This window comes from Bacillus mycoides (assembly GCF_001757995.1).
Taxonomy (GTDB): domain Bacteria; phylum Bacillota; class Bacilli; order Bacillales; family Bacillaceae_G; genus Bacillus_A; species Bacillus_A mycoides_B.
The window spans coordinates 1-19642 of record NZ_LXLV01000012.1; the positions used below are offsets into that span (position 1 = coordinate 1).

The 19642-nt window shown below is 35.3% G+C and carries 21 protein-coding genes and 1 pseudogene; 13 read left to right on the forward strand and 9 right to left on the reverse strand.

All coding sequences use genetic code 11. The annotated features are described in order from the left end of the window. Window positions 1-5 precede the first annotated feature (5 nt). Entirely contained in the window at window positions 6-89 is an 84-nt protein-coding gene (locus BWGOE10_RS33895; protein WP_367890491.1) for a hypothetical protein, read from the forward strand. 6 nt (window positions 90-95) lie between these two features. On the opposite strand, the pseudogene BWGOE10_RS03815 reads toward BWGOE10_RS33895, so the two are convergent. Then, window positions 96-778 (reverse strand): annotated as a pseudogene (locus BWGOE10_RS03815) (IS6 family transposase). 319 nt (window positions 779-1097) lie between these two features. On the opposite strand from BWGOE10_RS03815, the gene BWGOE10_RS03820 reads away from it, so the two are divergent. The 7 genes from BWGOE10_RS03820 (at window position 1098) to BWGOE10_RS03850 (ending at window position 7728) form a co-directional block, all read left to right on the forward strand. After that, window positions 1098-2186: a DUF871 domain-containing protein gene (locus tag BWGOE10_RS03820; protein WP_070140984.1), complete on the forward strand. Its 1089-nt coding sequence runs from the start codon at window positions 1098-1100 to the stop codon at window positions 2184-2186. A gap of 146 nt (window positions 2187-2332) precedes the next feature. Continuing rightward, window positions 2333-4273, forward strand: a complete 1941-nt coding sequence (locus BWGOE10_RS03825; protein ID WP_070140985.1) for a BglG family transcription antiterminator — start codon at window positions 2333-2335, stop codon at window positions 4271-4273. Window positions 4274-4384: 111 nt separating this feature from the next. Beyond that, entirely contained in the window at window positions 4385-4705 is a 321-nt protein-coding gene (locus tag BWGOE10_RS03830; protein WP_070140986.1) for a PTS lactose/cellobiose transporter subunit IIA, read from the forward strand. Window position 4706: 1 nt separating this feature from the next. Further along, window positions 4707-5012 (forward strand): PTS sugar transporter subunit IIB, encoded by a 306-nt coding sequence (locus BWGOE10_RS03835; RefSeq protein WP_070140987.1) that lies wholly within the window; start codon window positions 4707-4709, stop codon window positions 5010-5012. A 76-nt stretch (window positions 5013-5088) separates the two neighbouring features. Next, window positions 5089-6399 (forward strand): PTS sugar transporter subunit IIC, encoded by a 1311-nt coding sequence (locus tag BWGOE10_RS03840; protein WP_070140988.1) that lies wholly within the window; start codon window positions 5089-5091, stop codon window positions 6397-6399. Beyond that, window positions 6375-6653: a hypothetical protein gene (locus BWGOE10_RS03845; protein WP_002150399.1), complete on the forward strand. Its 279-nt coding sequence runs from the start codon at window positions 6375-6377 to the stop codon at window positions 6651-6653. Before BWGOE10_RS03840 ends, BWGOE10_RS03845 begins: the two co-directional genes overlap by 25 nt. After that, a complete protein-coding gene (locus tag BWGOE10_RS03850) occupies window positions 6643-7728 on the forward strand; it encodes a DUF871 domain-containing protein (RefSeq protein ID WP_070140989.1) in 1086 nt (361 codons plus the stop codon). Before BWGOE10_RS03845 ends, BWGOE10_RS03850 begins: the two co-directional genes overlap by 11 nt. 179 nt (window positions 7729-7907) lie before the next feature. Here BWGOE10_RS03850 and entC read toward each other — a convergent pair whose 3' ends face one another. The 4 genes from entC to BWGOE10_RS03870 form a co-directional block, all read right to left on the reverse strand. After that, window positions 7908-9320 carry a cell wall-binding protein EntC gene (entC, locus tag BWGOE10_RS03855; RefSeq protein WP_070140990.1) on the reverse strand — a complete coding sequence of 471 codons (1413 nt, stop codon included), beginning with the start codon at window positions 9318-9320 and terminating at the stop codon, window positions 7908-7910. 563 nt (window positions 9321-9883) lie between these two features. Further along, window positions 9884-11035: an ABC transporter permease gene (locus tag BWGOE10_RS03860; RefSeq protein ID WP_415858222.1), complete on the reverse strand. Its 1152-nt coding sequence runs from the start codon at window positions 11033-11035 to the stop codon at window positions 9884-9886. Window positions 11036-11061: 26 nt separating this feature from the next. Then, window positions 11062-11736 (reverse strand): ABC transporter ATP-binding protein, encoded by a 675-nt coding sequence (locus BWGOE10_RS03865; protein WP_070140992.1) that lies wholly within the window; start codon window positions 11734-11736, stop codon window positions 11062-11064. Then, window positions 11733-12836 (reverse strand): efflux RND transporter periplasmic adaptor subunit, encoded by a 1104-nt coding sequence (locus BWGOE10_RS03870; RefSeq protein WP_070140993.1) that lies wholly within the window; start codon window positions 12834-12836, stop codon window positions 11733-11735. Before BWGOE10_RS03870 ends, BWGOE10_RS03865 begins: the two co-directional genes overlap by 4 nt. 211 nt (window positions 12837-13047) lie before the next feature. On the opposite strand from BWGOE10_RS03870, the gene BWGOE10_RS03875 reads away from it, so the two are divergent. The 3 genes from BWGOE10_RS03875 to BWGOE10_RS03885 all read left to right on the forward strand — a co-directional run bounded on the left by BWGOE10_RS03875 (window position 13048) and on the right by BWGOE10_RS03885 (window position 15745). Then, a complete protein-coding gene (locus tag BWGOE10_RS03875; protein ID WP_070140994.1) occupies window positions 13048-13782 on the forward strand; it encodes a TIGR02206 family membrane protein in 735 nt (244 codons plus the stop codon). 90 nt (window positions 13783-13872) lie between these two features. Next, a complete protein-coding gene (locus tag BWGOE10_RS03880; protein WP_070140995.1) occupies window positions 13873-14739 on the forward strand; it encodes an ABC transporter permease subunit in 867 nt (288 codons plus the stop codon). 1 nt (window position 14740) lies between these two features. After that, entirely contained in the window at window positions 14741-15745 is a 1005-nt protein-coding gene (locus BWGOE10_RS03885; RefSeq protein WP_070140996.1) for an ABC transporter permease, read from the forward strand. Window positions 15746-15788: 43 nt separating this feature from the next. On the opposite strand, the gene brnQ2 is transcribed toward BWGOE10_RS03885, so the two are convergent. The 4 genes from brnQ2 to BWGOE10_RS03905 all read right to left on the reverse strand — a co-directional run bounded on the left by brnQ2 (window position 15789) and on the right by BWGOE10_RS03905 (window position 18392). After that, window positions 15789-17105 carry a branched-chain amino acid transport system II carrier protein BrnQ2 gene (gene brnQ2, locus BWGOE10_RS03890; protein WP_070140997.1) on the reverse strand — a complete coding sequence of 439 codons (1317 nt, stop codon included), beginning with the start codon at window positions 17103-17105 and terminating at the stop codon, window positions 15789-15791. A gap of 217 nt (window positions 17106-17322) precedes the next feature. Continuing rightward, window positions 17323-17892, reverse strand: a complete 570-nt coding sequence (gene cotJC, locus BWGOE10_RS03895) for a spore coat protein CotJC (protein WP_070140998.1) — start codon at window positions 17890-17892, stop codon at window positions 17323-17325. A gap of 12 nt (window positions 17893-17904) precedes the next feature. Next, complete coding sequence (locus BWGOE10_RS03900; RefSeq protein ID WP_070140999.1) at window positions 17905-18168, reverse strand: spore coat protein CotJB; 264 nt, start codon at window positions 18166-18168, stop codon at window positions 17905-17907. Between the two features lie 8 nt (window positions 18169-18176). Then, on the reverse strand, window positions 18177-18392 hold the full coding sequence (locus BWGOE10_RS03905) for a spore coat associated protein CotJA (protein WP_070141000.1): 216 nt from the start codon (window positions 18390-18392) through the stop codon (window positions 18177-18179). Between the two features lie 33 nt (window positions 18393-18425). Between BWGOE10_RS03905 and BWGOE10_RS03910 the strand changes: the two genes are divergently transcribed. Then, window positions 18426-18845 carry a VOC family protein gene (locus BWGOE10_RS03910; RefSeq protein WP_081338073.1) on the forward strand — a complete coding sequence of 140 codons (420 nt, stop codon included), beginning with the start codon at window positions 18426-18428 and terminating at the stop codon, window positions 18843-18845. A 14-nt stretch (window positions 18846-18859) separates the two neighbouring features. Further along, on the forward strand, window positions 18860-19639 hold the full coding sequence (locus tag BWGOE10_RS03915) for a DUF2935 domain-containing protein (protein ID WP_070141002.1): 780 nt from the start codon (window positions 18860-18862) through the stop codon (window positions 19637-19639). Window positions 19640-19642: the final 3 nt, after the last annotated feature.

Sequence of the window (19642 nt, forward strand, 5' to 3'; positions counted from 1 at the left end):
CATACATCTATCATTATAACTACAAACGATTCCAAAAACGACTCAATCATCGAGCTCCGATCGAATATCGAATTTCGATGGCTGCATAGTCTTTTTTACAGTTGTCTACTTGACGGGGATAAGTCCAGGTCCCGTAAATCAACCTGTTCTTTTTTATCATATGCATGGCTTCTACTCCAGAAAGAATGGATGTAGCTGTGTCAAAACATTTGAACCCTAGCATAGAACGAATTCGCTTCTTTATAAAGCGATGATCTTGTTCTGCTATGTTATTCAAGTACTTTTGTTGTCTAAGTAGCATACGACCAGGTATGCTTTTTTCTTTTTTCAACTGTTCAATTGCTATAGGATAAGCTGGATTTTTATCGACTGTTATAACACGAGGTTTTGAAACATGAAAAGACTGCAAGGCCTTCTTGAAAAAATGCTTTGCAGCCTTCGGGTCTCTTTTTTTGCTCAGGTGAAAATCGATTGTATTTCCTTTCGAATCAACAGCACGATACAGGTACATCCATTGACCTTTTACTTTGATATATGTTTCATCGACTCTCCAGGAGTCACTTGTTTGTTTAAGGTGACGTCGGATTCGTTTGTCCAATTCAGGACCGTACTGATGAACCCAACGCATAATCGTTGTATGAGAAATGGATAAGCCCCGTTCCTCCATCATTTCCACTAAATCACGAAAACTGAGGTTGTACCGTAGGTACCATCTTACCGTTAATAAAATAATATCAGGCTGATAATGCTTCCATTTGAATACATTTTCCTGTTCCATACCAATCACGCACCTTCTTTAGATTAGTATATCAGTATGTCCAAGATTTGTAGATTGATTGCAATTGTCCTGAAGTTTTTGCACCAGAACCACAATTTTTGAGGCGAAAAAACTGACGAATTTGTGGAAAGACTACACAATTTTGAAAAAAAGATGTAAAGTATAGATGTATAGACTAGTAGTTGTTATGAATGATAGAAAATATTTTTTCTTTAAAGAAAGCGGATTCAAATGGTAGTGGACGAGAAGGGGATACATACTTTTTTACTACATATATTTGAAAAGGTTTACAATATGATGAAGAAAGAGGCATGTACATATGAGACGATTAGGTATTTCTATTTATCCAGAACATTCGACAGTAGAGGAAGATAAAGAGTATTTAACATTAGCAAGTAAATACGGATTTACACGTGTATTCACATGTTTATTATCTGTAGATGGCGAAAAAGAGACAATTATAGAAGAGTTTAAGGAAACGATCTCTCATGCGAATGCATTAGGGTTTCAAGTATTAGTTGATATTAGTCCAGCTGTTTTTGAACAACTAGGTATTTCGTATAATGATTTATCGTTCTTCCATGAACTAGGTGCGTACGGTATTCGTTTAGATGTTGGTTTCTCAGGTTTAGAAGAATCGATTATGACATACAATCCATACGGCTTAAAAATTGAGATTAATATGAGTAACGGTACGAAGTATGTAGATAATATTATGAGTCATAGACCAAATCGTGAAAATTTAATTGGTTGTCATAACTTTTATCCGCATCGTTATTCCGGATTATCATACGATCATTTCATTAAATGCTCGAAACAATTTAAAGATTACGGTATGAGAACAGCTGCTTTTATTTCATCATTCGATGCAACCTATGGACCTTGGCCAGTAACAGAAGGGTTATGTACACTAGAGCAGCATCGTGAATTACCGATGACAACACAAGCGAAGCATTTATTTGCGACAGAATTAATTGATGATGTTATTATTGCGAACGCTTATGCATCAGAAGAAGAATTACAAGCACTAGGTGCATTAAATAAAGAGAAACAAACATTTGATATAGGACTATATGATACAACAACAGAATTAGAGAGAATTATTGTGTTAGATGAACCGCATTTTTATCGCGGAGATGTATCTGAATATATGATTCGTTCTACACAGAGTCGTGTGAAATATAAAACAGAAGAGTTCAAACCGCATAATACGCGCGAAATTAAGCGCGGTGATCTTTTAATTGATAATGAACAGTATGGTCAATATAAAGGTGAATTACAAATCGCGTTAAAAGATATGGTGAATACAGGAAAAACAAATGTAGTTGGCCGAGTTGTAGAGGAAGAGATTTTCTTATTAGACTATTTACAAGCATGGGATAAATTTGGATTTACACTAAAGAAATAATGAAAGCGGGATAAAGTGAAGCTTTAATCAGTGGGGATTTAGTTCGTCCCCACTGATTATTAGCCCACACCAATCGGGGTAAAAGGGAAAAAACTACTGATTTCAGTGGCTTTTTCCCTTTTATATAAAGAGCGAGAGGAAGAGCTATGACAAAAGTGCATCAGCGATTAATTTCCATTTTAGAGGAATTTTTAGAAGAGAAATCGATGTTAAATCGAGCTTTTTTAGCGAGCCGTTTACACGTATCAACTAAGACGATTCAAAAGGATATAAAATTATTAAATGATATATTGGAAGAACACGGAGCGAAAATTGAATCGCAAAGGGGAAATGGGTACGAACTAGAAATTATACAAACTAAGAAGTTTGAAGATTTTTGCGTAAATGTATTTCAAAAGCAGACAGAAAAGATTCCCACTTCTTATGAAGAAAGAGTAGCGTATATTTTACAACGTATTTTAACGACAGATGGTTATATGAAGCTTTCACAGCTAGCGGAAGAGATTTATGTGAGTAAATCTACTGTAAACTTAATTATGAAAGATGTTACGGATATTTGTAGTCGCTATGAGTTACAAATTGAAAAAAGACCATATTATGGTATACGTATTGCAGGAGAAGAATTTAATATTCGTTCTTGTTTATCACAATATGGTTTACCGCGTTATGACCATACGCCGTTTCATGAGAACTATGAGCAGACGGACACATATTTATCGTTACCTCATATTTCTCTCATTCGCTCAGTTATACTAAAATATATCGAGGGAGGAACGATATATTTATCAGATATAGAAATTGATAATTTAGTAATTCATATTGCAATTGCTTTAAAGAGATGCAGGGATGATCATTACATTCAAGCACTGCATGTAGAGAAATCTGAACTTATAATAAAGAAAGAATACAAAATTGCGAAACAGATTTTAGGGGATTTAGAGGAAGAGTTGAAACTTCAATTTCCAGAAGAAGAAATTTTATATGTGACGATGCATTTATTAAGTACGGCTGTTACAGCGAGAGAGTGCTATGAAAATGTGGAAGAGCTATTAGGGAAAGATGTATATGCATTCATGCAGCATATTCTTTTCAAAGTGGCGGAAGAACGGAATCTTACTTTTTATTATGATGAGGAATTATTATTTGGGTTTGGTGTTCATTTAAAAACATTATTAAACCGTTTGAAATATAAATTAAATACGAGAAATCCTCTTTTGGCAGAAGTGAAAAAGAATTATCCATATGCTTTTGAAATTGCGGTTCTCGTTGGAGATATGATTGGTGAATATACGGGTGACTCGATTTCAGAAAGTGAAATTGGTTATATTGCCATTCACTTCGGCGGAGCGATGAGCCGTTTACAGGAAAAGAATCAAAAGAAAAGATGTTTATTAGTTTGTGCGACTGGTCAAGGAAGCGCACAACTATTGAAATATAAAATTCTATCACAGTTCCGAGATAAATTAGAGGTTGTAGGTATTACAGGCTATTATCAATTGAAGGTAGAAGATCTTTATAAAGAAAAAATAGATTGTATTATTAGTACGATTCATATACCGAGTGGTTTGCCTGTGCCAGTTATAAAAGTAAATTCAATATTTGATGATAAAGAGATTAAGTCAATTGGTCAGCAGTTATTTACGCATGTGAATAGTAGTGTGCAGCAATATATTAAGGAAGATTTGATCTTCTTAAATCGTAGTGCTTCTACGAAAGAAGAGGTTATCCAGTTTTTATGTGAGAAAGCTGCTGCGAAAAGTTATGTACCTGCAAACTTTTATGCTTCTGTTATGGAAAGAGAGAACACATCTCCTACAGCGGTTGGGAATTTAGTTGCGATTCCACATCCGATGCAGTTATTAAGTGAACAAACATTTTTGATGTTTTGTACACTTGATAAAGCGATTGACTGGGGAGATAAGAAAGTACAAGTTATTATTTTATTTAGTGTGAAGCGCAATAATAATGAAGATTTGCAAAGGCTTTATGATTTTTTATATGATATTATGTCTAGTCAAAATACGATAGAGAAATTAACTCAGGCTGAAATAATTGAAGATTTCCAAGAGATATTATTATCTTTATAAAAAAAGTATATAAAAACTTCCGTTACATAACGGAAGTTTTTTATGTTTAATTGTATGCGTTTTCATAATAAGGTAAAAATATAGAAAAAACATAGCTTGGAGGAATTTAAAATGACTGATATGCAAACTCCATTTGCGTTAATTTTACATGGTGGCAACGCTAGAAGCGCGGCACTTGAAGCAATTGCTTTTGCAAGACAAGGAGATTTTCAGAATGCGAGTGAAAAGATGGAACTTGCTAGTGAGGAAATATCATCCGCTCATCGTATTCAAACGGATTTAATTCAAGAGGAAGCAAGAGGCAATCATGCAGAAATAAGTTTATTATTAGTGCATGCACAAGATCATTTAATGAATGCCATTACAGTGAAAGAACTTGCTGAGGAATTTATCGCTCTTCATAAACGAGTGGAAGAGAAAGTGACAGTATAATATGTACATTTTATTATGTTGTGCAGCAGGCATGTCAACGAGTATGGTTGTAAGAAAAATGCAAGAAGAGGCAAAGAAACAAGGGAAGGATTATAAAATTAAAGCAGTTGATTCGGAACTTGTGAAACTGGAAATAAAAAATGCTGATGTTGTTTTAATCGGACCACAGGTGAAGTATTTGTTTCCAGCGGTAGAGTTTCTTGCGAAGTCACACGATATACCAGTTGCAATTATAGAGCAACGAGATTATGGCATGTGTGATGGTGTAAAAGTACTTAAGCAAGCTGAACACTTAGTTTTAGCGTAATTATATTTTTTTAAATATAAACATTATAATGTTATAACTTTTGTTTTCGCCAGATTGAACATAGGGAGGGTTATCGATGAATGGTTTTATGAGTTTTATGGAACAGAAGATTATGCCAACAACGCAAAAGATTGCGGGGCAACGACATTTATTAGCAATTCGGAATGGAGTTATTTCTACATTACCGTTAACGATTGTCGGGTCATTTTTCGTTATCTTTTTAAATTTACCAATTGATGCATATATGGAGTGGATTGCACCGTTTCGCCATATTTTAGATATTCCATTCCGATTTACAGTAGGTTTAATGGCTTTATACGCAGCATTTGGGGTAGGGGCCTCACTCGCGAACTTTTATCAGCTCAATCAGTTAAGTGCAGGATTATTATCTGTACTCGCCTTTTTACTAGCATCAGTTGAACCTATTCAAATAACAAAAGCTGTACCAGGTGTTATTGATGCAGGAAGATATATTTCAGTAGGGACATTAAGTGCTACGTCTTTATTCGGAGCTATTGTGACAGCATTAATTGCAGTTGAAATTTATCATTTCATGATTAAGCATAATATTTCGATTAAATTACCAGACAGTGTACCACCAGCAGTTGCAAATTCATTTGCAGCATTAATTCCAACTCTAGTAGTTATTCTTTTATTCTGGGGTATTCGTTACGGTTTGAAATTTGATGTAAATACAACGATCACATATTTAATTGCACCATTAAAGTCAGTATTAGTAGGTAATAATTTATTCGGTGGTTTATTAACAGTATTCCTAATCGTATTCTTCTGGTCGTTCGGTATACATGGCCCAGCGATTTTAGGACCAATCATTCGTCCAATGTGGGATTCAGCAATTCTTGAAAATATGGAAGTATTCACGGCTACAGGAAATGCACATCAATTACCAAACTTATTTACAGAGCAATTTATTCAATGGTTCGTATGGATTGGTGGATCAGGCTCAACGTTAGCTTTAGTAATTATGTTTATGTTCTCTAAATCTAAGTTCCTAAAAGAGTTAGGTAGATTATCATTCGTACCAGGTTTATTCAATATTAACGAGCCAATTATTTTCGGGGCACCAATTGTAATGAATCCAATTTTAATTATTCCGTTCGTTATTACACCGTTAGTTACAACGACAGTATCATATTTCGCAGTTGTTTCAGGTATGATTCCGCTCATGATGGCGAAGCTGCCATTTACGATGTTAGCGCCAATTGCAGCTATTATTAGTACGGACTGGACAATTATGGCTGGTGTACTTGTACTTGTTAACTTTGTTATCTCATTCGTTATTTACTACCCATTCTTCAAAATGTACGAGAAACAACAATTAGCAGGAGAGGAGAAAGTAGAATGCTCGGAGCAATTATCATCTTAATTACATTCGTAGCGGGGCAGTGCATTGCTCATTATTCAAAATGGGTACAAAGTAAATCTTTATTAGTGTTACTACTTGTGTCGATATTATTTATCGGGTGTTCAATGGGAGCTTATGTGGCATTTAGTTTACAATCACCATTCTTTATCATCGTACCAACGATTTTATGTGCAACATGTTTATCTGCAAAATATAGATTTACGAGCATGGCATTAATACAACGTGTGAAGGAGATGCAAAAGCATGGAGCGTAAATTAGGAATTTCACTTTATCCAGAGCATTCAACGAAAGAAAAAGATATGGCATACATTTCGGCAGCGGCACGTCACGGTTTTTCAAGAATATTCACTTGTTTACTATCTGTTAATCGTCCGAAAGAGGAAATTGTAGCTGAATTTAAAGAAATTATTAATCACGCAAAAGATAACAATATGGAAGTTATTTTAGATGTAGCTCCAGCTGTATTCGATCAACTTGGTATTAGTTATAGTGATCTATCATTCTTCGCAGAGATGGGTGCAGACGGTATTCGTTTAGATGTAGGGTTTGACGGATTAACTGAAGCAAAAATGACGAATAATCCGTACGGTTTAAAAATTGAGTTAAACGTAAGTAACGATATTGCGTATTTAGAAAATATTCTTTCGCATCAGGCGAATAAATCAGCTTTAATCGGTTGTCACAATTTTTATCCGCAAAAATTTACTGGTCTTCCGTACGACTATTTCATTCGCTGTAGTGAGCGTTTTAAAAAGCACGGAATTCGAAGTGCAGCATTTATTACGTCACATGCAGCTGACATTGGTCCGTGGGATATTAATGACGGATTATGTACATTAGAGGAGCATCGTAATCTTCCAATCGAAGTACAAGCGAAGCATTTATGGGCAACAGGGCTAATCGATGATGTTATTATCGGAAATGCTTATGCGAGTGAAGAAGAGTTAGAGAAACTAGGAAATTTAAATCGTTACATGTTACAGCTAAAAGTACAATTTGTAGACGAAGCGACTGAAGTAGAGAAGAGAGCAACACTGCAAGAATTACACGTAAGACGCGGCGACATAACAGAATATATGGTACGTTCTACAGAAGTACGTAAAAAGTACAAAGACTATGACTTCCCAGTACGCGAAAGTGTACTGCAGGAAAGAGGGCAAGTGGTGATTGGTAATAACCTATTCGGAAAGTATAAAGGTGAGCTACAAATCATCTTGAAAGAAATGCCGATAGATGAACGGAAAAATATTGTCGGTACAATTGCTGAAGAAGAGTTGTTCTTACTAGATTATGTAGGAGCTTGGACGCAATTTACTTGTGTGGAATAGGGAAGGGAGGAGAGGATGCTATGGCATCCTCTTTTTTCTGTTGAAATAGTAGTCTATCGTATATAGAATGCAAAGGGATAGATTTAACTTGGACGTGGGAGAAGGAGATAGAAAGAATGTAAGAATCATAAAAAAAGAGTCAGCCTCAACGTTGAGACTGACTCTTTTTTATATAGTAATTAGTTTAAAACTTTCACTGTAACTGTTTTACGTCCCCAGTTACTTGATGTACCTTTATCTGGCATTAAAACATCAATTTTATTTCCTTTAATAGCTCCACCAGTATCACCAGCGATTGCTACTCCGTAACCTTCAACCCATACTTTTGAACCTAATGGAATTACACTTGGATCAACTGCAATTAGTTTCATGTTTGGATTAGCTGTTAAGTTATGACCTAAAGCTGATTTTACTTGGTCTCCTGCTTTATAACCATTTTCAAGTGGATCTGCTGTGTAAGCTGTTGCTACAACTCTTAACTCACGAGAAGAAGATGGTGCACTTGTTTCAGTTTCTTTTGCAACAGGTTGTTGTGTAGCTGGTTTTTGAGCTTTATTAGCCGCTTCACGATCAGCTGCCTCTTGAGCCTTAGCTGCTTTACGAGCTTCAGCTGCTGCCTCTTGAGCCTTAGCTGCTTCACGAGCTTCAGCATCTGCCTGAGCTTTAGCCGCTTCACGAGCTTTAGCTGCTTCTTGAGCTTTAGCCGCTGCTTGAGCTTCAGCTGCTTCCTGAGCTTTAGCTGCTTCACGAGCTTGAGCTGCTTCTTGAGCTTGAGCTTCTGCTTGAGCTTCAGCATCTGCCTGAGCTTTAGTTTCTGCTTGAGCCTTAGCTGCTTCACGAGCTTTAGCTGCTTCCTGAGCTTTAACTTCTGCTTGAGCTTCAGCTGCTTCACGAGCTTTAGTTGCTTCCTCTGCTTTAGCTTTTGCTTGAGTTTCAGCTACTTCTCCAGCTTTAACTGCTTCACGAACTTTAGCTGTGTCTTGAACTTTAATTGCTTTTTCAACTTTAACTGCTGGTTGAACTTTAACTGGTGCTTTACCTGTTAAGTAAGGAACATGAACATAAGCTGTTTTTCCGTTATATTCAAATTGAATCCAGTCATTTTGCACTTCGTGTGTTGTTTCGATTACATCATCTTGTTTCAACTTACCAAGAATTTCTGAGTCTGTGTTTGCACCAGCACGTACGTTTAATACGTTTGCTGTTACGTAGTAAGTATCTTTTGTGTAGTCAGCGCTTATGAAAGCCTCTTTACCACTATTTAATTTAACTTTTGACCATCCGTTTTCTGTATGTAAAACGTTAACTTTATATCCATCTAATAACTTTCCGACAACTTGTGATTCAGTAGTTGGGTTTTCTCGTACATTTAGTACATCAGTCGTTACGATTGTTTCTGCTTTAGCAGATGTTGTGAAAATCCCAAGACCAAAAACCGCTGCTGTTGCTATACCCATAAATTTTTTCATAATAGCCTCCATTGCATTTGTTTTCGTTGACCTCATTATAGCAACCATTATTTTCTTATTTGCGGAAAACACAAAACTACAAAGCATTCGTAACGAGGCATTAATATTCTGTAATAATTCCATTAATATCCTGATAGCGTTTTCTTTGCGTTTTTCAGGGGATTAGAACATAGTATTCATAAAATCAATACCATTTTAATTACTGATAGATTAATAATGTATCAGTGGTATTACGCTCATATTTCTGTAACGTTACGAAATGGGGGTATTTAACTGTTTAAATTGCAATTTAGTTATAATAATATAATCTCTTTGCGTGTGGAGTCATATATATAGGGTGGATTTTAATGAAATAGAGATATAATTGTTACAAAATAAGTTGTAGTATGGAAAAAATTACGCCTTGAATTTGTTCTTTTACATATTGTTTTTGCAATAATAGGATTGCTTGATAGCTTTCGCAAGAAATGAAAGTTTAAATGATAAAAAGATATTCGTAACATGAAACATATATAATAGAAGAAACATGATTTAAAGGGACGATATCGTTATGAATTGGTTCACGAATTGCAATAGAATTATATAATAGAAGTTAGAGGTTCTTATTTTTGTCAAAACGTCGATAAAATTACATTTGCCTTCAATAAAATAAAAAACGTAGGAGTGTAAACTCCTACGTTTTTTATTTACTCATATCGTAAACATTCAATTGGATCAAGTTTAGCAGCTTTGTTTGCTGGTAGTAAACCGAATGCAATACCGATTAGCATTGAGATACCTACTGAAAGAAGTCCAAGTTCTTTTGAGATAACGAGTGGCCATCCGGCAAAGATTGAGACGATCCAAGCGAAGAAAATACCGAGCATGAATCCGATGAAACCACCGAGTCCTGTTAAAATACAAGATTCAATTAAGAATTGCGTTAATACTTTACCGCGCGTTGCACCAAGTGCTTTACGAATACCGATCTCACGTGTACGTTCTGTTACAGATACAAGCATGATATTCATTACACCGATACCACCAACAAGTAAGGAGATAGCGGCAATACCACCGAATACCATCTTCATCATACCGATTGACTCGTCTAATTGCTTCGTAAATTCACCTAAGTCCTGTGCTTCGAATTTATGCTCAAATTTAGGAGCTTTCATTTCATTTAAAACAGAAACGGCTTGTTTTTCTACACTTTTCCGTTCTGTTGGAGAGGTCATTGTTAATTTTACAGAGTCATACTCATTTACTCCTGAAATGACAGGAGCGTTTTCAAGTGATGTATAACCTTCAGGCATAGCCATTCCGAATTCATTTTTCGTTTCGTATACACCGACTATTTTATACGGCTTTCCTTTTATATCAGTGTATAAATTTGATTCCCAACCGTTAAATAATTTATTGAAAGCTTCTTCATTTAATATAACAGCAGGAATTGCTTGGTTTAATTCGCTGTCGTTTAATTCACGACCGTGAACTAATTTTATCTTCGAATCTGTCATAAAGGCGCCTGTTCCACCTTTTAAATCAAGAGAGACATCCTTTGAACCAGAAGATGCTTTTACTTTCATACTCACATCGGGGTAAACATCTTTAACGCCTGGAACAGTTTGAAGACGTTTTAGCATATCAGCTGTGATTTTGGCACTATCTGTTCCATAATCAAGGTTGTTGTAGTAAATCGTTACTTCATTATCTTTTCCTTGGCCTAATTCTTTTTTAAACTTTGCGTTTGTACCATCACCCATTGAAATGATAGTAATAATGGCACTAATACCGATAATAATACCTAACATCGTTAAGATAGAACGCATTTTATGAGCAAAGATAGAGGAAAGGGCCATGCGTATATTTTCACTCGTGTTCAAAATTAACCTCTCCAATCTTGGACGATATTTCCGTCACGAATTACAATTTGGCGTGCAGCTGCTTCCCCGATTTCACGGTCGTGGGTAATCATAATGATTGTTGAGCCTTGTTTGTTTAGTTCGTAAAAGAGGTCCATAATTTGTGTACTCGTTTTCGTATCAAGTGCACCCGTCGGTTCATCTGCTAAGAGAAATTTCGGGTTATTTACGATTGCACGTGCGACTGCGACACGCTGCTTTTGCCCACCTGACAATTCATTTGGTAAGTGAGTAGCACGATCAGCTAAACCTACTTTTGTTAAAGCTGCTAGTGAACGTTCACGTCGCTCTTTTTTATCAACACCTGCATAAATAAGAGGTAATTCAACATTTTGCATTGCTGTAAGTCTTGGTAGTAACATAAAGTTTTGGAATATGAATCCGATCTCTTTATTACGAACGTGTGCAAGTTCTGTTTCAGACATGTTTGAAATATTTTGACCAGCTAGTTCGTACGCACCTGTCGTTGGTTTATCTAAGCAACCGATAATGTTCATTAATGTTGATTTACCAGAACCAGATGGTCCCATAATAGAAGTGAATTCTCCTTGGTTCAGTGTTAAGTCAATTCCGTGTAATATTTGAACTGATTCTGCACCATTTTGGAAAGATTTCGTGATGCCTTTTAAGTTAATCATTCAACGACAACCTCCATACCATCTTTTAAATCTTTTTCAGGTTTAGAGATAATTTGCTCTCCTTTTTTCACTCCAGAAACTTTTGCTTCGCTATCTGTTTCAAATTCAACAGTAACCGCTTGTTCTTTCGCTTTACCATCTTTTACAATGAAGACAACATTTTTGTCACCTTTTTTCACGATGCTGCTTTTGGGAACGATTGTACCAGTTGCTTCGCCTGATTTACTTGTTACGTAAACGTGGAAGCCGTTTTGTAATTCTTCACTATTGTCTAATGTAACAGTGAATTGATAGTTGGAAACTGTTTTGTTTTCGTCCATGCTCTTTAATGGTGTAGAACCGATTTCTGTTACTTTTCCTGTCCAAGTCTTACCAGCGACAGTTTTTGATGAAACAGTTACTTCTTGCCCAACTTTCATACTAACAAGCTCATATTCAGAGAGTTGACCTTTTACTTTAAATGGACCAGCGTGACGAAGTGTAATTCCGCTCATACCTGTTTTTTCATCAGCAGTTTTAACGATATCATCAATTACACCATCGGCAGGGCTCGTTACAGAAAGTGTGTTTAATTTCTCTTTTGCTGCTTTAATCATTTCATCAGCTTTTTCTACTTCAAACTTCTTCATTTCAAGTTGTGATTCTAATTGCCCAACTTCGATTTCCGATGCTTTTAATGCTTCCTGAGGAAGGCCGGCATTTTTATCTTTTTGTAATTTTTGTTTCGCTGCATCAATTTGTTTTTGATACAATGTTACTTCTTTTTGTGCGATTTTCTTTTGCATTTCTGCTTCCGTTACACCTTGTTTAGCAGTAGGGTCATTATATTTAAATAGAAGCTGACCTTTTTTCACTTCATCACCTTTTTTAACAGCTAACTCATACGTACCTTTTGTTGGATCAAATGAAATCGTTTCGATTCCGTTTGGAATAACTTCACCGCCAAATTTTTGTGCATTTTCAATTTGTTTTTCCGTAACTTTATAACCACCATATGCCATTGCTACTTCTGAACCGCCGCCAGCAAATGCAAAATATGATCCAGCTGCAATTCCGATTGCTACTACACTAGTAATTAACACTTTATTTTTCTTCTTCATCTATTTATCACCTTTTCGTTCGTTTTAGTATCTACATTAAGTATAGAAGAGGTGAAGAATATGACAAATCGTTTTAGCTTACAATAACCTTACAGTTTTGTAAGGTGTGGATATGTAAATGTAAGGTAGAGGTTGTCCTAGTTTAAGCAAATGAATTGACTCGTTGTTTCTTTCTTACAATAATATTGTATGAAGGAGGGGAGGAAGGAAGATGGAAGCTTATTTTAGTGCGCATCCATTAAAACCGTTTATTCCATACTCAAGGCAACATGTCCTTATATTATTTATTATGTTGGTAGGGATATTTTTTCTGTATCAATACCAAGATGTATTACGTCAAAGTGAGTGGAATATAACGGTTCGATATGCGATTGCATTTTTATTTATTGGAAGCGAAATTGGGCTTCATATGTGGGAATGGAAAGCGGGGATTTTTGAGCTAGGCACTTCATTACCATTTGAGTTATGTACGATTAGTTTGTTGTTAGCGTCGATTATGATTGTAACGAAAAGTTATCGAATATATGAGATTGTATTTTTTACAGGAATTATCGGTGCATCACAAGCTATTTTAACGCCAAACTTGCAGTATGCTTTTCCGCATTTTCGCTTTATGGAATTCTTCATTGCACATGTATTACTTATTTGGGCACCGCTCTTTATGACGTGGGTAGAAGGATATAGACCGACCTTGCAATCTATAAAGCGTACGATGATATTTTTAAACATAGTAATTCCAATCGTTTCATTCGTGAATTACAAAACGGGCGGTAATTATATGTTTTTAGCTCGTAAGCCAGAAACAGCTTCATTGCTCGATATGTTAGGGCCGCATCCTTACTATATTATTCCATTAGAAATTGCAGCGCTTATGGGATGTTTTATTTTGTATATGCCGTTTGCGAAAAGAGAAGGGCATGCGCATAAAGAATCACTAGGATCATAACCTAGTGATTCTTTATTTTATAAATATTTACAATTCGGAAAATTAAGAATAAAATTAGGGGGTAAATTACATATAGAGAGAAGGGAAAACGTGGTCAAAAAAGTTTTTCTGAATGGGATGGAAGTGACGATTCAATTTATTATTTCGATTTTGGGTATTATTTGTTTAGGGGCATTGCCGAAATTATTTTATGGATTTGAGCTGCATGCATCAAAGTACATACAGAGTTTAAAAGAAGTGTTTGTGAACTTAATGGATATCTCCAATTTGCAATATGTGAGAGGTAAATTTTTATTTCCGCAGTTGTTCGTCCATTATAAAGAAACGATGGTTATTTTTTTGGCTGCTTTTTTCATTTCATTATTTGTAGCATTTTGTATTGTTTATGTAATTATAAGTAGTTCACCGCGTATACAACATCGCATTAAATCATTTCTTATCTTCCTAGAATCTATTCCAGACATTCTTCTTATTTTAGTATCACAAATTTTAGTTGTATGGTTTTTTAAACAAACAGGTTTTTTACCTTTTCAAATTGCGTCAATCGGAGGCGAGTCGATTAGAGGATTGCCAATATTTTGTTTGAGTATACCGACTACGATTCTGTTTGTAAAAATGTTAGTACTTCGTTTTGAAAATGAGCTAGAAAAAGATTATGTACTATTTGCTAAGGCGAAAGGGCTGAATCGCTTTCGTATTTTAAATCGTCATGTATTACGAAATGTGTTGCTTAGTACACTTTTCTTTGCGAAAACGAATATCTTTTTTATGTTATCTAATTTATATATTATAGAATGGATTTTTAATACGGGTGGTATTTTTATGTTTTTGAAATCGTATGAGGGTATTAGGGTTGAGGTTTTCATCGTTAGTGTGCTGCTTATTTATATTCCAATTTTTATTTTATTTAAATTGTTTCATTATCTCATTCCAGCTGCGATGAAGGAGAGATTATAATATGTGGACGTACATAAAACGCGATAAAAGATTTTGGGTAAGCATTGGGTTTCTTCTCACATTAGTTCTTTTGAGCATCGGAAATACGATATGGAATGATGGACAGATTAAAAAAGTTACACTGCAATATGATGCGGCCGGAAATCCAGAAGTGCCACCGTTTTCACCTTCATTACAATTTTTACTCGGGACAGACCGGAAAGGATATGACCTTTTACATTTAGTCATTGAAGGCGCGAAGTGGACGATTGGTATATCTATTTTAATTGCAGCACTTAGAATGGTAATAGGTGTGTTTTTCGGTGTTGTACTCGGAACATATTTAAAAAGAGGATTTTCGAAGATTGAGGCTTTTTTTGATAGTTTCACAGTTATTCCGACGGTTATGATTGCGTATTTCTTTCTTCAATCTGTGAATAGATTTGGAAGTGGAGAGGAAACAACAACTTTTTTTGAAAGGGCTTCGTTTCAAGTTATATTACTTGTAATGCTTGTGATGCCAGTTATTGCATTGTATGTTGCGAAGGAAGTTCGTAAATTACAAACAGAAGAATTTATTGATGCCGCGCGCATATTAGGTGGATCGAGAAGACATATTGTTATAAAGCATCTTTTTCCGCATCTCTATATGACGTTTATACTTGTATTTCTTCAACAGTTTACGCAGACTCTTACTATTTTATTGCACTTAGGGTTACTGGAAGTGTTCTTTGGAGGAACTGTTAAGTTTTTAGGACCGGTAGAAGAAGTAGACTCTTACACACATGAATGGTCAGGTTTAATAGGAGTCTATTTTAGATCATTAACAGTGCATCCGTGGATTCCTCTCGTTCCAATTACATTTTTTGGGCTTACCATTTTTTCAGGAAATATGATTGTGAAAAGTATAGAAGAAGCGATGATGAAAGTAAGATTAGGCGGTGAGATAAAGAAGACAGATGTAGAAAAGGAACAACCTGCTGTTCAGTCAAAAGAAGAGTTGTTTACGTTTAAACATACGATGTGAAAATAAAGAAGAAGCAAGCATAATCAATGCTTGCTTCTTTTTTTTATTTTGTAGAAACTTCACCTTCAGTTTCTGTTTGCGGAATAAAGTATCCGACTATACCACCAATTATTGCTGGAACAATCCAGCCAATACCTAATTCATAAAAAGGAATTGCGTGTACGATATTAGCGATAAAACTTGGTATCATTCCCACATTATCAAGTGCATGAATACAGCTAATAAGGAATGCGGCAATCATCGCTCCGATATAGACAGAAGGTTTACGTTTCGTATATTTATCAATAAATGATACGAAAATTAAAATGATTGTAATTGGGTACAAAATAATTAATACAGGTAATGTAATTTTAATTAATAAACTTAATCCTAAGTTTGAAATAATGAAGCTAAAGATACAAACGTATAGTACAAGCTTCTTATATGAAACATTTGTTAGTACTGTTGTGAAATAGTTGGCGAATGCACTTACAACACCGATTGCAGTCGTTAAACAAGCAGCTATAATTGCGATGCTTAATAAAATGTTACCGCTTGTCCCAAAGAATTGATACATAACAGTTGCTAATAGTTGACCGCCATTTTCGAATTGTCCTAAGTTTCCGTTTGAAGCGCCGATATAACCGAGTAAGAAATAAACAATTGTTAAGAAAAGGGCAGCAATGCTTCCGCAAATAATTGTATATTTCGCAATGGATTTCTTATCTTGTATACCGTTTTGGCGAATTGCATTTACAACAATTGTTGATAATACGAGAGCTCCGATTGCATCTAATGTTAAAAAGCCTTCGAGAAATCCTTTGAAAAATGGGATTTCTTTATAGTCACCAATAGGTTCTGCAAACGATCCTGGTGAAAGAATCGCCTTTGTTGCCATAATTGCAATAATTCCAAGTAAAATTGGCGTTAATATTTTTCCGATATGATCTACTAATTTGGATGGATTTAATGATAAGAAGTAGACGACTGTAAAGAAAATAGCACTAAAGACTAACATAGAATACCATTGGTCCGGGAAGAGTGGTGCGATTCCAATTTCGTAAGATACAGTTCCAGTTCGTGGAATAACAAATAGTGGGCCGATTGAAAGATAAATAATGATAGCGAATACTGCTGCGAATTTTGGATGAACACGGCTTGCTAAAGTATTAAAACTACCACCGGCAAGGGCAACAGCGACGATAGCAAGTAAAGATAAACCGACGTCTGTAATAATAAATCCTGTAATGGAAACCCACATATTTTCTCCGGAAGAAAGACCAAGAAGGGGCGGGAAAATCATATTACCAGCACCGAAGAAAACTGCGAATAATAATAAACTAATCGAAAGTATTTGCGCTGGTTTTAAAGTTGTACGCATATAAAGAAAATCCTCCTAATGAGTATTTTTGTCGAAAATTCAAATAATTTGTCGAGTAACTGTTATTATTTTAAAGGTCTGATGACTAGAAAGCAATAGGGAATTTTAAAAATATTAAAAAATAATGCATTAAATTGAATAAATATACTATTTATATGTTAATTAGGAAGGATTTAACTTTGAACATAAAAAAACACATATCGCTAGGATACGTGTATTAAAAATAAATCTTTTGATCGCGTTCTTCTTTTAAAATTTCAACTGCTTCCCGGAAACGTTGTGAATGGACAATTTCTCGTTCACGTAAGAAGCGTAGGCTGTCATTTATATCTGGATCATCGGATAAATTAATGAGCCATTGATATGTTGCGCGTGCTTTTTCTTCAGCGGCAATATCCTCATATAAATCTGCGATAGGGTCTCCTTTTGCTTGAATGTAAGTAGCAGTAAAGGGAACGCCACCAGCATTATGATAAAACAACGCACTATCATGATTAGCGTATTGTGCGTCTAATCCAGCAACTTTCATTTGTTCAGGTGTTGCATCTTTTGTTAATTTATAAATCATTGTAGCAATCATTTCTAGATGTGCGAACTCTTCGGTACCAATATCGGTCAGTAAACCAACAACCTTGTCAGGAATCGTATAACGTTGATTTAAGTAACGGAGGGCAGCAGCTAGTTCACCGTCCGCGCCACCGTACTGTTCAACTAGTAATTTTGCGAGTGCTGGATTGCAAGTTCCTACTTTAACAGGGTATTGTAATTTTTTTTCATAAATCCACATAGTTTCTCTCCTTTATATTTGCCATGGCCAAGGACCTTTGCTCCATTCCCAAGGAGCATTAGAATAGCTATTTCCAAACTGTTGGAGTGGTCCGTATTTTTCTTCCATCTTTTGTTTTAATACCCTTCGTTTATAGGAGAAATCATTAAATTGATTAATCGCAGCGGTGTCATCTGGATGTGTATCTAAATAAAGAGTTAGTTCAACTAGTACAAAGTCTATTTCTTGAAGCTCCAGTAAAAGCTGATAATATTCTTCTGGTAGCGATTGAGTCACGTCAGTAGTCACCGCCCTTTTTTATAAGGATTTTCATAATAGTCATAAAAAACAGGCCATAAAGTCCCTTTTTGTAGTGCTTCTTTTGGTGTGAATTGCGGTAAATTTGGCGGTTGAAAACCTAAAAATAAATGAGGAGGAGTAGAATAATATTTTTTTCCGATAGGAGGACAAGGATCGAGAGGGCTATGATATGGAACGAATGATCTCACATATTTATTCATGAATAAACCTCCTTAAATCTTCATCACTACGTATTGTATTCAGACATAATAGGCATTTATGACACATATAAAAAAGTAATAGGTACAGGGGGAATGTATGTGGAACAATTCATTGTATTAGAAGTGAAGAATTTAAAAGAAACTTTGTATTTTTACGAAGGAATTTTAGGCATAATACCTAGTTCAGAAAGGCCGCAACTAGATATAACAGGGGTTTGGTATGATGCTGATTCAACGAGAATTAGTTTTGTTATGAATCGAAATTTAGGTGGAAGGGACAAGAATGTTACAGATTTATGTAATGTTCTAACATTTTCAATTTCTAACATAGAGAACTTAAAAAAGAGGTTAGTGTTTTATAAAATTGTATATATAGAAAATGAATGTGAGAAGAGTATTGTAGTACAAGACCCAGATGGATATAAACTTCAAGTGATAGAGAAGGATGAATAAACGGAGGGGATTTGGTGGAGAGAAATTATGAAGAAAGTGCGTTGTTTGAGCATAAATTTTGGCTAAAGGTGCTTAGTGATCATGCACAATTTTTACTTGATGCGTTAGCTCCCAAGGAGAAGGAAGATATAAAGAAAGCTACTTATTTTGTTGAGATATTTACGGACTTTCTAAATAAAATTCATACTGTTAATCTCATTGCATTTTCAAAAGAGGCAGAGCGAGCTGCTAAGGAGATTCGGAAGTTTAAATTAAATATTATACAGAAACAGTTGGAAGGAAAAATTACCATTCATTTTACTCCAACTTTTATTAATCATATGGTAAACGAAGTAGAGGAGTATATCACGGTGTTAGAGTTTTTAAAGAAAGGGGAAGTTCCACCTGTTTTTCATGAATTGCATTACCATCTCGTTTGGTTAACGGATGCAGCTGGTCATGCGGGTTCTATTTCTGGTGGGTTAGATCTTGTTGAAAAAAGATTGAAAGAGAAGAGTGAAGAATTCACGAAGCACTTTGAACAATTTTACTTAAAAGCGGTTGAAATGACCGGGTATTTACGGGCAGAGCTTCACCACTTTCCTGCGTTAAAGAAGTTTACAAAAGATGTTTCACTTGAGTTGAAATTATTTTCGCATTTTTTACATGAAGTTGAAGAATTGGAGTTATCGAATGAAATATTAAGCTCATTATCAGCGAGAATGGCAGATCATATGGCAAGAGAGGAATGTTATTATTTATTAAAATTAGCTCTATCATCTGGGCTCGAAATGCCGAAATGTAATCCGCTTTAAAGA